The sequence below is a fragment of the Streptomyces sp. NPDC047108 genome, assembly GCF_040643575.1.
GTDB lineage: Bacteria > Actinomycetota > Actinomycetes > Streptomycetales > Streptomycetaceae > Streptomyces.
Window position 1 is genome coordinate 334581 of sequence record NZ_JBEYUP010000002.1, and the last position, 11999, is coordinate 346579.

An 11999-nucleotide genomic window follows, 5' to 3' on the forward strand; every position below is an offset into this window, starting at 1 on the left:
GTCCCCCGTACGCGCGCCCAGGCCTTCCCGTACGGGTAGGGCGCCCCCGATCACGCCCGTCCGCGGAGCACCAGGGCCCAGGCCAGCGCGCCCAGGGCCCCGGTGTTGAGCACGGCCCGGACGACATTCCAGCGGACCCAGCTCGTCTCGAAGCGCGCGCGGACCGCCGCCGCGTCGGTCGTGCGCCCGGCGTCCCCGGCCGCCTCCAGCTCGTTGTTGAGCGGCACGTTGACGGCGAAGGTGATGACGAGCACCGCCCCGTACAGCACGAGCGCGGCGACGGTCCACGGCAAGGGCTCCCGCCCGTCCCCTGGGATGTGGAGGGCCACGGCGAGCGCGGTCAGCACCAGGGCGCCGCCGAAGGCGAGGGCGAACCAGCCGTTGAGGATCGCGGCGTTGATCCTCTGCATCGCATCGACGAAGACCCCGTCGCCCGTCCTGCCGAGGCCGGGCATCACGGAGACGGCGAAGGCGTAGAAGAGCCCGGCCATCAGGCCCGTGGAGACCGTGGCCGCGATCAGCGCGGCGTTCCGGGCAAGCTCCAGCATCGCTACCTCCAAGCGCCGTCCGGGCGGCTCGTCGTGGCCTGGCCGGGCCGATGCCGAACGGCCCCTGCCGTTCGGTGAAGCTGTCGGCCGCGTGGACGGCGCCGGTCAGCCGCTGTCGTCGCCCTCCGCCTGCACCCGCGGCAGGATCCGGTCCAGCCAGTGCGGCATCCACCACGCGCTCTTCCCCAGCAGCGTCATGACGGCGGGTACGAGCAGCAGGCGGACGATCGTCGCGTCGACGAGCACGCTGACCGCCAGGCCAAGACCGAGCATCTTCACCACGATGTTGGTGCTGATGATGAACGCCGCGAAGACGCTGACCATGATCAGCGCAGCGCACGTGATGACGCGCGCGGTGATCTCCAGGGCGTGGGCGACGCTGCCGCGGCTGTCCCCGGTCCGCTCCCACGCCTCGTGGACCCGGGAGAGGAGGAACACCTCGTAGTCCATGCTCAGGCCGAAGATGATCGCGAACATCATCATGGGCACATAACTCTCGATCGGCACCGTGCCGTTGACGCCCAGCTCCGGCCCGCCCCAGCCCCACTGGAAGACCGCCACCACGACGCCGTACGAGGCGCCGATCGACAGCAGGTTGAGCACGGCGGCCTTGAGGGCGACCAGGAGTCCGCGGAAGACGATCAGGATGATGATGAAGGCCAGGCCGACGACGACGGCGATGATGAGCGGCAGCCGCTCCGCGATGATGTTGCGGAAGTCGACCTGCGCGGCGGTGGTGCCGGTGACGTAGCCCGTGGCGTCGGTGCCCGAGACCGCCTTCGGCAGCACGTCGTCGGCGAGGTGGTTGATGAGGTCGGTCGTCGCGGCGTCCTGCGGGCGCTGGGCGGGGATCACGGTGCTGAGCAGCACGTCGCCGTCGCCGGGTGTCTGGAGCGGGGAGAAGCTCGCGCTGCCGGGGACGCCGGTGAGGTTCTTCTGGACGCTGTCGGCGAGGGCGGCGCGGTCCGCGTTCGGGACCCCGGACTGGTCGACGACTACGGTCACCGGGCCGTTGGTGCCGACACCGAAGCCGTCCGTGATCAGGTCGTAGGCGCGCCGGTCGGTGTAGCTGGTCGGGTCGGCCCCGTCGTCGATGTGCCCGAGCTGGATGGAGAACAGCGGGACGGTGAGGACGGCCAGCACGAGGAGTCCGCCGCCCAGGAACCACCAGGGGCGGCGCTCGACGCGCTGCGCGTAGCGGTGCCAGGTGCCCTGGGCCTCGTCGACCGCCGGTGCCGCGCTGCCGCCCTCCGCGGCCGGGGCACCGGACTCGGCGACGGGCTTGCGTACCCGGAGGCGGTCGATGTGACCGCCGATCAGCCCGAGGAGCGCCGGTACGAGCGTGAGTGCCCCGATGACGGCGGTGACCACCGTGATCGCGGCGGCCACGCCCAGCTTGCTGATGAAGCTGACACCGGAGACGGCCAACCCCGCGAGCGCGACGATCACCGTGCAGCCGGAGACGACGATGGCGTGACCGCTCGTGGCCACCGCCCGGCCGGCGCTCACCACCGGATCGGCGCCGTCCATGACCTGCTGGCGGTGGCGGGTCAGCAGGAACAGCGCGTAGTCGATGCCGACGCCGATCCCGATCATCGTGGCGAGCGTCGGCGAGACGGACGCGAAGGTCCACGCCGCGGCGACCAGACCGAGGCAGCTGACGCCGACGACGACGCTGAGCAGGGCGGTGAGCAGCGGCACCCCGGCGGCGATGACGCTGCCGAACCCGATGAGCAGCACCACGATCGCGACCCCGAACCCGATGGCCTCGCTCAGCAGGTCATTGGCTTTGGGCCGGGCGAGTTCGCCGAGGCTGCCCCCGTACTCGACGTCGACATCCGCCTTCCGCAGCGGCTCGACCGCGTCGTCGACCTGGTCGAGGTACGAGGTCCCCAGAGCCTGCGGGTTGGTGTCCCAGCGCACGGTGATGTACCCGATCCTGCCGTCCTTGGAGAGCGGCGAGGAGGGCTTGGGGCCGTCGGCGGAGGGGCTGGGCTGGGGCGGCGGGGGCTGGGTGGAGGACGGCAGCGGGTTCTGCACGGCGATGACGTGCGGGAGCTTGGAGAGGTTGCCGACCACCTCGTCGACCTGGCTGCGGTCGTCGGTGAGCGGCTTCGCGGAGTCGTGCAGGACGATCGTGGAACTCTGCCCGCCCAGTTGGGGCGCGTGCTCGTCCAGGACGTCGACGCCCTTCTGGGACTGGGTCCCGGGCAGGGTGAAGTTGTCGGCGTACGTGCCGCCCCAGGTGCTGTTCGCCGCGTGCACGCCGCCCAGCGCGACGAGCCACAGGACGATGACGACGTAGTGGTGGCGTGCGCACCACTCGCCGAGCGGCCTGAGCAGCCCTCGGCGGGGCTTGTCCGGCGCCGCGGTGGCGCTGCTGTCTCTGCGCGACGGCATGGCTGCTCCCCGGGCTCGATCATCCGTTGTGTGACGATAAGTCAGTTATGAACCCCGGGTGCGGCGCGACACAGGGCCCACCCCGTTCGCCGGGGACCCGAGGATCGCCGGGCGGGCCGGGGCTCAGCAGGGCCTCAGCACGCGGAGGCGGGACACCTCGTACGCCATGGCGTCGGTGGAGGGGTCCGGCGCGGGGTGGTGCTCGCCCGCGCAGACGGAGAGATTCACGATCAGGTACGCGCTCCAGCCGCGCCCCACGCCCGTACCGTCCGCAAACACCCGCGCGCCGCCCACCCACCAGACGACCGAGTCGGCTCCGAAGGCGACCCGCAGCGCGACCCGGGCGCCGGGCCGGATCGACGGATCGACGTGGTAGTGGCCGCCGCCGCGCACGTGGTTCGACAGCTCCAGCACGTCGGGGTTGTCGGGGTGGTACTCGAAGACGTCGACCTCGTTCCCGCCGTCCCTCCAGGTCCAGATGGCGGGCCACGCGCCCTGCTCGACCGGCAGCCGCACATCCGCCTCGAGCACGTCGCCGGTCCGGACGGTGAACTCCTCGGCGCTGCCCTCCGTCGTCAGCAGGCCGGTGCTCCAGGTCCCCTCGGGGCGGCGCGTGGCGCGGAAGACGCCGTCGCGCGCGTAGGAGGGGTCGGGGACGAGGTGGTCGAGCTTGTTGTCCCCGGCGTTGGTCGGGCCGCCGTCCGGATAGGCCCAGGAACGGCCGGCGACCCACTGTTCCTTCGAGGCGAAGTCGGCGGTGAGAACGGTCCGGAGGCCGTGCGACCGGCCGTGATCGCGGTGCATGGCGCGACCCTAGGCGGGCGGCGGGAGGTCCGGCGCGCGCCGCGCGGCCCCGCGGCGGGGTGCGGCCGACGAACAGGAGCAATACCCCTGGGTGGTATGTTCACCCGAACCGGCGAAGGAGGCGGACCGGTGCGGGTACGCGCTGCGGCGAGGCGATCAGGTGTCCTGGGACACCTGCTGCTGGTCGTCGTGCTCGCCTTCTCCGTCTTCACCATGCACACCCTCGGCCATCCGGACGAGCGGTCCGGCGGGAACGAGGACACCCCGTCCTCGCACAGCGCCGCGTCCGTCACCGGACACCGGTCGACGGACGCGCACGGGAGCGGCCGGCCGTACGGCCACCGCGTCCACGACGGCTCGGCGCACGGGCCGTCCGCCCGGGACTCCGGGCCCGTGGCGCACCACGCCGGGCCGGCGACGCTCATGAAGACGCCGGAGGAACCGGGAATCCCGGAGGCGAACGGCCCCCTCGGTCACGGCATGGACCCGTCCATGGTGTGCGTGGCCGTCCTCGGGTCTCTACTGATCGCGGGCCTCGCCCGCGTGCTGCTCGCCCGCCGGCGCCCCTGGCGTACGGGGATGCCGGCCGCCGCCGCGGGCATCGCGCCCACGCCCCGCGCGCCGCCCCCGCGCGCACCCCGCCTCGCGGAACTGTCCGTTCTGCGGCTGTAGGCCGTCCGGCTCCGCGGACGCCCGTACGCGGCATGAGGCGCGTCAGCACTGCCCGTACGCCGTGCTCAGGCACCGGCCGGCCTTGCGCGCCGGCCGCCCGCACCCGGCTCCGGCCTGCCCGGCCGCGCCGTCGCATCTGCCTGCCGTACCCGCGTCCGCGTCCCCGACGCGCTCTTCATCCGCAGACCGGACGACACCACGAGGTGCACCACCATGTACGGATTCCTTCGCACACCCCGCCGCGCCCTGCGCCGCCGTCTCGCCCTCGCGGGCGCTGCCGCCGCGACGCTCCTGCTCGCCGCCTGCGGCGGCGCCGGGGACGACGCGTCGCACGGCGCCCGCCGCGGCGACGGCCCGTCCGCCACCACCACGGCCGGCGCCTTCAACGACGCCGACGTCGCCTTCGCGCGGCAGATGATCCCCCACCACCAGCAGGCGCTGGACATGGCGCGGCTGGCCGAACGACGGGCCTCCGCACCGGAGATCGGGAAGCTCGCGGGGCAGATCGAGGACGCCCAGGGCCCCGAGATCGCGACGCTGCGGTCGTGGCTGAAGGCGTGGGGCAAGCCCGCGTCACCCGCCGCCGGGGGCAGCGAACACGGAGACAGCGGCCACGGGAACAACGGCCGCGGAGACAGCGCGGAGTCGGAGCACGGAGCCATGCGGCACGGGGACGGCTCCGGGGCCTCCGGCATGATGTCCGCGGACGAGATGGCCCGGCTGGAGAAGGCCGAAGGCCGCGCCTTCGACCGAGAGTTCGCGCGCCTGATGATCCGTCACCACGAAGGCGCGGTCGCGATGGCCCGGGACGAGCAGCGCAGCGGCCGCCACGCGAAGGCCAAGTCCCTGGCCGCCGCGGTCGTCACGGGCCAGTCGGCCGAGGTCGTCCGGCTGAAGCGCTTCCTCGACGGGAGCTGACCGGCCGTCCGGCGCTGGTGGCTCGCGTCGCCGTCGCCGGACCGCCGCCCGAGCACACCTCGTCCCCCGTGAGCTTCCGCAGCCCACGGGGGACGGGCTCCGCCGCAGCGGGGCCGGGTTACTTCCGGTTGTAGAGGCGCATGGTGATCGTGCCGAAGACCGCGACGCAGACCACGCCCCACCCCAGCGACCAGGCGACGTCGGCCGCCGGCCAGTCACCCGCCATCAACCCCCTTACGGCGGACGAGAGATGGGTGATCGGGCTGTTGTTCACGAACGCCTGCAGCCAGCCCGGCATGGTCCTGGGCTCGACGAAGATGTTGCTGAGGAACGTCAGCGGGAAGATCACCATCATGCTGACGCCCATCACGGACTTCTCCGTGCGCAGCATCAGCCCGAACATCGTCCAGATCCACGAGAACGCGAACGAGAAGACCACGAGCAGCGCCACCCCGGCCAGCACGCCGACGACGCCGCCGTCCGGCCGGAAACCGAGGATCAGGCCGACGGTCAGCATGACCGCGGAGGCGATGGTGTAGCGGAGCATGTCGCCCAGCAGGTAGCCGACCATCGCCGAGGGGCGCCAGATCGGCAGGGTGCGGAAGCGGTCGAACACGCCTTTCTCGATATCGGTGTTGACCGAGACACCCGTGTACATCGTGATCATCACGACGCTCATGACCAGGATGCCCGGCAGCAGGAACTGCAGGTATTCCGTCGTCGATCCGGCGAGCGCGCCTCCGAAGAGGTACGTGTACATCAGCACCATCATGATCGGGAAGGCGGTGACGTCGAAGAGCTGCTCGGGGACGTGCTTGATCTTCAGCATCGCCCGCCAGCCGAAGGTGACGGACGTCGACCAGGCGCTCGGCCGCGGCGGCCGCTCCGTCGCCACCAGGACGGCCGCCAGGCTCTCGGCGGTGACGGGGGCGAGGTCCTCGGTCCGGGGGTCCGTCGTCGTCGCGGTGCTCATGCTGCTGCCCCTTCCTTGGCGGCGGCCGCCGGGCCGGCGGAGGAGCCGGCGTCCGTCCCGGGCGAGGCCGGGCGGTCGGTGAGGGCGAGGAAGACCTCGTCCAGACTGGGCTGTCCCAGCGAGAAGTTGTCGACGGTGATGCCGGCCCGGGCCAGTTCGGAGAGGGCGCGCGCGGCCTGTTCCGCCGCTCCCAGCCCTCCCGCGCCCTCCGCTGCCGGAGCGGTCACGGCACCGCTCGCGCCGTTCGCAGCCGCGCCGTTCCCACCGGCGCCCACCGCAGCTGCCGCGCCTGCCGTGCCCATCGCGCCGACCCGGGCCGTCAGCGCGACCGGATCGGACTCGAGCTGCACCTGCGCGCCGAGGTGCTCCGCGAGCACCCGCTCGGCATCGGGCCGCTGCGCCGCGTCCCGCAGGCGGACGTGCACCGAGCCCGCGCCGACCGACGCCTTCAGCTCGCCCTTGGTGCCCTCGGCGATGACCTTGCCGTGGTCGATGACGGCGATCCGTGAGGCCAACTGGTCGGCCTCGTCCAGGTACTGGGTGGTCAGCAGGACGGTGGTGCCCTGCGCGACCACGGCCCGTACGACGTCCCAGACCTGGTTGCGGCTGCGCGGGTCGAGCCCCGTCGTCGGCTCGTCCAGGAAGAGGAGGTCGGGGGTGTTGAGGATGGAGGCGGCGATGTCGATCCGCCGCCGCATGCCGCCCGAGTAGTTCTTGACCTGGCGGCCGGCGGCCTCCGTCAGCCCGAAGGCGTCCAGGAGGTGCGCGGCGCGCTCGCGGGCAGCGGGTTTGCGGTGCCCCAGCAGACGGGCCAGCAGGACGAGGTTCTCCGTGCCGGTCAGGTCCTCGTCGACCGAGGCGTACTGCCCGGTCAGGCTCACCCGGCCGCGGACGGCGTCGGCTTCGCGCCGTACGCAGTGGCCGAACACACGGGCCTCGCCCGCGTCCGGTCTCAGCAGGGTGGCCAGCACCTTGACGGCGGTCGTCTTGCCCGCGCCGTTGGGGCCCAGCACCCCGTACACGGTGCCGGCGGGCACCGCGAGGTCGATTCCGTCGACGGCGCGTGTCTCGCCGAAGGTCTTCACCAGTCCCGCGGTCTCGATCGCGAGCCCGGACGTGCGCTTGCTCATGGTCGTTCCGTCCTTCCACTCCTCCGTTGAACACAGAAGACCGGAGCCGGACCCAAAAGTCATCGGTCGGGGCGGGACGACTCTCTGCGTTTCTCGCGCTGCCTGCGCGCGGAGCCCAGGAGGTAGGGCACGTCGGTGACCATGACGCCCGGCATGAACAGCAGCCGGGCCTTCAGCCGCAGGGCGCTCTGGTTGTGCAGGAACTGCTCCCACCAGTGCCCCAGCACGTACTCCGGGATGAAGACGGTGACCACGTCGCGCGGGCTCTCCCTGCGGATCCCGCGCACGTACGCGAGGACGGGGCGGGAGATCTCGCGGTACGGGGAGTCCAGGACGACCAGCGGTACGCCCATGTCGTGCGCCTCCCACTCCTGGCGCAACTCCTCGGCCTCCTCCCGGTCGACGCCGACGGTGACGGCCTGCACACTCTGGGCGTGGATGGACAGGGCGTAGCCCACCGCCCGCAGCGTCGGGGCGTGGATGCGGGAGACGAGGACGATCGCGTGGTTGCGGGCGGGCGATTCGGGCCCCGCGTCCGGCGGCACGCTCAACTCCTCGGCCACGTTGTCGTAGTGCCGCCGCACGCCCTTCATCGCGAGGAAGAGCAGCGGCATCGCGATGACCACCAGATAGGCGCCGTGGGTGAACTTGGTGATCACGACGATCACCAGCACGATGCCCGTGAAGGTGGCCCCGACCGCGTTGATGGTCTGGGAGCGGCGGATACGGCGGCGGGCGGCCCGGTCGGTGGTGGTGGCCAGCTCCTTCTGCCAGTGCCGGACCATGCCGGTCTGGGAGAGCGTGAACGAGACGAAGACGCCGACGATGTAGAGCTGGATGATCGCGGTGACGCTGGCGTCGAAGGCGACGATCAGGCCGACGGCGGCGAGGGCCAGCAGGATGATGCCGTTGGAGAACACCAGGCGGTCGCCGCGGTGGTGCAACTGCCGCGGCAGATAGCGGTCCTGGGCGAGGATCGAGGCCAGCATCGGGAAGCCGTTGAAGGCCGTGTTGGCGGCGAGGATCAGGATGGCGGCGGTGGCCGCCTGCACGTAGTAGAAGAACACCTCGGCGCCGCCGAAGGAGGCGCGGGCGATCTGCGCGAGCGCGGTGGGCTGGTCGGCCCCGGGCGGCAGACCGAACTGCGTGGGATCAGTGGCGACGTGCACGTCGTAGGTGAGGGCCAGGGCGGTGATCCCGGCGAACATGGTCACCGACAGCAGGCCCATGATCGCGAGCGTGGTGGCGGCGTTACGGCTCTTGGGCCTGGCGAACGCGGGCACCCCGTTGCTGATCGCCTCCACCCCCGTCAGCGCCGTGCAGCCGGAGGCGAAGGCGCGCATCGCGAGCAGCAGCACCCCGAGCCCCGCGAACGTGCCGGTGGCGTGGACGGGCAGATCGGCGGACTCGGCGCGGACGGTCTCGCCCGTGGCCAGGCGCACCGCGGCGAACGCGAACATCAGGCCGATGCCGGCCACGAACCCGTAGGTGGGGAAGGCGAACGCGCGGCCCGACTCGCGGATGCCGCGCAGATTCACCAGGGTCAGCAGCGCCACGAAAGCGATGGACAGGCTCACCGCGTGGTGGGACACCTCGGGCACGGCCGAGGTGATCGCGGCGACCCCGGCCACCACGGAGACGGAGACGGTGAGGACGTAGTCCACGAGCAGCGCGCTGGCGGCGGTCAGCGCGGCGCCCTGCCCGAGGTTCTCCGAGCTGACGATGTACGCGCCGCCGCCGTTCGGATAGGCGTGGCACGTCTGCCGGTAGGAGGCGACCACGACGACCAGCAGGGCCACGATGGCGACGGCGACGTACCAGGCGAAGTGGAGCAGGGAGAGCCCGCCGAGCGCGAGGATCAGCAGGATCTCCTCCGTCGCGTACGCCACGGAGGAGAGCGGGTCGCTGCAGAAGATGGGCAGCGCCAGCCGCTTGGGCAGCAGGGTCTCGCCCATCCGCGTCGTGGGCAGCGGCCGGCCCAGAAGGACCCTTTTGCGAAGGGCGTTCACAGCCAGGAGATTACGGACGGGGTGGGCCGTCCCGGGCCCGCCCTGTGGGCCGAATGGCCGAGGCGGAAGGGGAGCTGACGGGGGGGTTCGCAGACCGGGGTCGGCTACGGCCTCGAGGGGCGGCGGTCAACCGGCTTGCCGGGCAGGCCATTTGAGGCCGCAACCGCGTGGGTGAACGGCAGCGGGTCACGGAGGCGCTGATAGGTTCATGTCGCTACATGTGAGGACCCCGTCCGGGCCGGGCGCGGTCCCGTACGCCGCGAACCGGGAGTTCCCATGGCCGAGTCGGCCCCGACCGCCGCACTCACGGCGCCGTACCTCGCTCCCGCGGGGGTCCGCCCGGTGAGGCGCCGCGTCACCGCCGCAGCGCTGCTGGCCTCCGCTCTCGCCCTGACGGCCTGCACGGCGCAGGCCGAGCCCGGCCCCGCCCGGCCGACCACGACGAGCACGGCCGCCCCCACGGGCGCCCAGTCGCTCGCCGAGCGCTACCGCGCCTCCGGCGGAGACGCGCAGGTGTACGCCATCGGGAAGGAGCGGGGGCCGGAGGGTGCGCCCCAGATCGTCGTCCGGACCCATGAAGCGGACTCCGGCGGGGAGGCGTTCCAGGAGCTGAAGACCTCGGTCGTCGCCTTCCTCTCCGACCGGAAGGGCTTCGCCCTGGACCGCGGCTATCTGCTGGACGTGTTCGGGCCTGACGGCTCGCTGCTGCACCGCTTCGACGCCCGTCCGTGACCGCGGGCGCGACGGTTCCCGCGACCGGTCAGAGCCAGTCGCGCCGTTTGAACACCTGGTACAGGCCCACACAGACCGCGGCCATCAGCAGCAGGGCGAAGGGATAGCCGAACACCCAGCTCAGCTCCGGCATGTGCTCGAAGTTCATGCCGTAGATCGTCCCGACGAGGGTCGGCGCGAAGAGGATGGCCGCCCAGGCGGAGATCTTCTTGATCTCCTCGTTCTGCGCGTGGCCCGCCTCGGCCAGCAGCTTCATCTCGGCGTTCTGCTGCTGGGTCACCAGCGTGCCGTTGACGACGAGGATGTCCGCGAGCATCTGGCGGAAGCCGTCCACCCGCTCCACGACGGTCGTCGCGTGGTCGGCCACGTCGCGCAGATAGCGCTGCAACTCCTCGTCCGTCCGGTACTTGGAGAATCCGGCCGAGAGCCCCTGGAGCATCTGGAGCAGGGGGCGGGTGGCGCGCTGGAACTCCACGACCTCGCGCGACAGCTCGTAGATGCGCCGGGACACCCGGGGGTCGCCGCCGAAGACCTCGGTCTCGATCTCGTCGATGTCGTTCTGCAGACCGGCGACCACAGGCGCGTAGCCGTCCACGACGGCGTCGAGGATCGCGTAGAGGACCGCCTCGGTGCCCAGGCGCAGCAGATCGGGGTCGGCCTCCATGCGGCGGCGCACGGCGGACAGGTCGGGGGCCTCGCTGTGGCGCACGGTCAGGACGAAGTCGGGGTTGACGAACACGTGCAGTTCGCCGAAGTCGACGTCCTCGGTCTCGTCCCGGTAGCGGGCGGCGCGCAGCACGACGAACAGGGTGTCGCCGTAGCGCTCGAGCTTGGGCCGCTGGTGGGCGACGATCGCGTCCTCCACGGCCAGCTCGTGCAGTCCGAAGACCTCGGCCGCGGCGAGGAGCTGTTCCTCCGCCGGCCGGTACATCCCGATCCAGGCCATGGCGTCGGGCGCGTCGGGCAGCTTCTTGTACGCCTCGGCGAGCGAGGAGGGGGTGCTCACCCGGTGCCCGTCGCGGTAGACCGCCGCGTCGACGACGCTGGACTCGGCGGGCGGGACCTCGTCCTCGCGGTGCCGCGGCTCCAGCTCGTGCTCCGGCGCGGGCTCGGGACGGCGGCCGTTACGGGACTGTGTGGCGCGCTTGTACGGGCGGAGCGCGCGGGAACGCCAGTCGGACATGGACATGGCATGCCCCCTTCCGGGCGGGTCGAAGGCCGACCGGCGGGGTGGCGGGCCGGTCAGCGCGGGCAGGGACTGGGAGGCCGGCTACTCATGGCGCCTCACCTCCTGCTGTCCCTGATGCCTGACCGGGTCGCTGCCAGGGTAGCCCCCCGGCCCGTCGGCGCGCCTCCGTACACGGCACGCGCGGCAAATCCCGGCGGCACCGAGCGCCCGCGCGGTATGTCCGCACTGGGGCTGTATGTCCGCACCAGGGCCGTGCGTGCCTGCCAGGGTCGTGCGTACCTGCCAGGGTCGTGCGTACCCGCCGGGGCCCTGCGTCCCCCGCCAGGGCCCTGCGTCCCCGCCGGGGCCCTGCGTCCCTACAGGTCGAAGATCTCGCCCTCCGGCGGGGGCGGCCCGGCCATGGGGTACGCGGGGACCTTCTCGTCCTCCAGCGTCGCCCGGATGTCCCGGCGCAACTCCTCGCTGTCCGCGTGCTGGTGGACCGAGACCGCGTGCTCGGCGGCGGCGCGGACCACCTCTTCCTCTTCTCCGGAGATGGTGAGCGTGCAGTTCATGACGCTGGGAAACCGACGGCAATCGGCTACTTTCCTGGCCATCACGACCTCCTCCTGACCTCCTGGAGAC

11 protein-coding genes are annotated in these 11999 nt (G+C 72.1%); 3 read left to right on the forward strand and 8 right to left on the reverse strand.

Annotated features, from left to right (window positions below; all coding sequences use genetic code 11):
* Nucleotides 1-50: 50 nt before the first annotated feature.
* The 3 genes from ABZ822_RS06620 to ABZ822_RS06630 all read right to left on the reverse strand — a co-directional run bounded on the left by ABZ822_RS06620 (nt 51) and on the right by ABZ822_RS06630 (nt 3752).
* Entirely contained in the window at nt 51-548 is a 498-nt protein-coding gene (locus ABZ822_RS06620; protein WP_360847835.1) for an anthrone oxygenase family protein, read from the reverse strand.
* A 105-nt stretch (nt 549-653) separates the two neighbouring features.
* Nucleotides 654-2948, reverse strand: a complete 2295-nt coding sequence (locus ABZ822_RS06625) for an MMPL family transporter (protein ID WP_360847838.1) — start codon at nt 2946-2948, stop codon at nt 654-656.
* Between the two features lie 123 nt (nt 2949-3071).
* Nucleotides 3072-3752 (reverse strand): beta-glucanase, encoded by a 681-nt coding sequence (locus ABZ822_RS06630; protein WP_360847841.1) that lies wholly within the window; start codon nt 3750-3752, stop codon nt 3072-3074.
* A 129-nt stretch (nt 3753-3881) separates the two neighbouring features.
* Between ABZ822_RS06630 and ABZ822_RS06635 the strand changes: the two genes are divergently transcribed.
* Together ABZ822_RS06635 and ABZ822_RS06640 are read left to right on the forward strand one after the other, a co-directional pair.
* Nucleotides 3882-4424, forward strand: a complete 543-nt coding sequence (locus tag ABZ822_RS06635) for a hypothetical protein (RefSeq protein WP_360847844.1) — start codon at nt 3882-3884, stop codon at nt 4422-4424.
* Between the two features lie 213 nt (nt 4425-4637).
* Nucleotides 4638-5342: a DUF305 domain-containing protein gene (locus tag ABZ822_RS06640; protein ID WP_360847847.1), complete on the forward strand. Its 705-nt coding sequence runs from the start codon at nt 4638-4640 to the stop codon at nt 5340-5342.
* Between the two features lie 118 nt (nt 5343-5460).
* On the opposite strand, the gene ABZ822_RS06645 is transcribed toward ABZ822_RS06640, so the two are convergent.
* Genes ABZ822_RS06645 through ABZ822_RS06655 form a run of 3 tightly spaced genes read right to left on the reverse strand, consistent with a single transcriptional unit; the run spans nt 5461 to nt 9454 of the window.
* Complete coding sequence (locus tag ABZ822_RS06645) at nt 5461-6315, reverse strand: ABC transporter permease (protein WP_360847850.1); 855 nt, start codon at nt 6313-6315, stop codon at nt 5461-5463.
* Nucleotides 6312-7445: an ATP-binding cassette domain-containing protein gene (locus ABZ822_RS06650; protein WP_360847853.1), complete on the reverse strand. Its 1134-nt coding sequence runs from the start codon at nt 7443-7445 to the stop codon at nt 6312-6314. The genes ABZ822_RS06645 and ABZ822_RS06650 overlap by 4 nt, the downstream gene beginning before the upstream one ends.
* Before the next feature lie 59 nt (nt 7446-7504).
* Complete coding sequence (locus tag ABZ822_RS06655) at nt 7505-9454, reverse strand: APC family permease (RefSeq protein WP_360847856.1); 1950 nt, start codon at nt 9452-9454, stop codon at nt 7505-7507.
* A 276-nt stretch (nt 9455-9730) separates the two neighbouring features.
* On the opposite strand from ABZ822_RS06655, the gene ABZ822_RS06660 reads away from it, so the two are divergent.
* Nucleotides 9731-10186 carry a hypothetical protein gene (locus ABZ822_RS06660; protein WP_360847859.1) on the forward strand — a complete coding sequence of 152 codons (456 nt, stop codon included), beginning with the start codon at nt 9731-9733 and terminating at the stop codon, nt 10184-10186.
* 28 nt (nt 10187-10214) lie between these two features.
* On the opposite strand, the gene ABZ822_RS06665 is transcribed toward ABZ822_RS06660, so the two are convergent.
* Both ABZ822_RS06665 and ABZ822_RS06670 read right to left on the reverse strand, forming a co-directional pair.
* Nucleotides 10215-11369: a magnesium and cobalt transport protein CorA gene (locus tag ABZ822_RS06665; RefSeq protein WP_360848816.1), complete on the reverse strand. Its 1155-nt coding sequence runs from the start codon at nt 11367-11369 to the stop codon at nt 10215-10217.
* Between the two features lie 362 nt (nt 11370-11731).
* Nucleotides 11732-11971 carry a DUF1059 domain-containing protein gene (locus ABZ822_RS06670; RefSeq protein ID WP_360847862.1) on the reverse strand — a complete coding sequence of 80 codons (240 nt, stop codon included), beginning with the start codon at nt 11969-11971 and terminating at the stop codon, nt 11732-11734.
* Nucleotides 11972-11999 lie beyond the last annotated feature (28 nt).

Bases quoted from the DNA above. Each gene is read 5' to 3' on its own strand.
- ABZ822_RS06650 (WP_360847853.1), bottom strand. From the start codon at position 7,445: ATGAGCAAGCGCACGTCCGGGCTCGCGATCGAGACCGCGGGACTGGTG.
- ABZ822_RS06645 (WP_360847850.1), bottom strand. From the start codon at position 6,315: ATGAGCACCGCGACGACGACGGACCCCCGGACCGAGGACCTCGCCCCC.
- ABZ822_RS06665 (WP_360848816.1), bottom strand. From the start codon at position 11,369: ATGTCCGACTGGCGTTCCCGCGCGCTCCGCCCGTACAAGCGCGCCACA.
- ABZ822_RS06630 (WP_360847841.1), bottom strand. From the start codon at position 3,752: ATGCACCGCGATCACGGCCGGTCGCACGGCCTCCGGACCGTTCTCACC.
- ABZ822_RS06660 (WP_360847859.1), top strand. From the start codon at position 9,731: ATGGCCGAGTCGGCCCCGACCGCCGCACTCACGGCGCCGTACCTCGCT.
- ABZ822_RS06625 (WP_360847838.1), bottom strand. From the start codon at position 2,948: ATGCCGTCGCGCAGAGACAGCAGCGCCACCGCGGCGCCGGACAAGCCC.
- ABZ822_RS06620 (WP_360847835.1), bottom strand. From the start codon at position 548: ATGCTGGAGCTTGCCCGGAACGCCGCGCTGATCGCGGCCACGGTCTCC.
- ABZ822_RS06640 (WP_360847847.1), top strand. From the start codon at position 4,638: ATGTACGGATTCCTTCGCACACCCCGCCGCGCCCTGCGCCGCCGTCTC.
- ABZ822_RS06670 (WP_360847862.1), bottom strand. From the start codon at position 11,971: ATGGCCAGGAAAGTAGCCGATTGCCGTCGGTTTCCCAGCGTCATGAAC.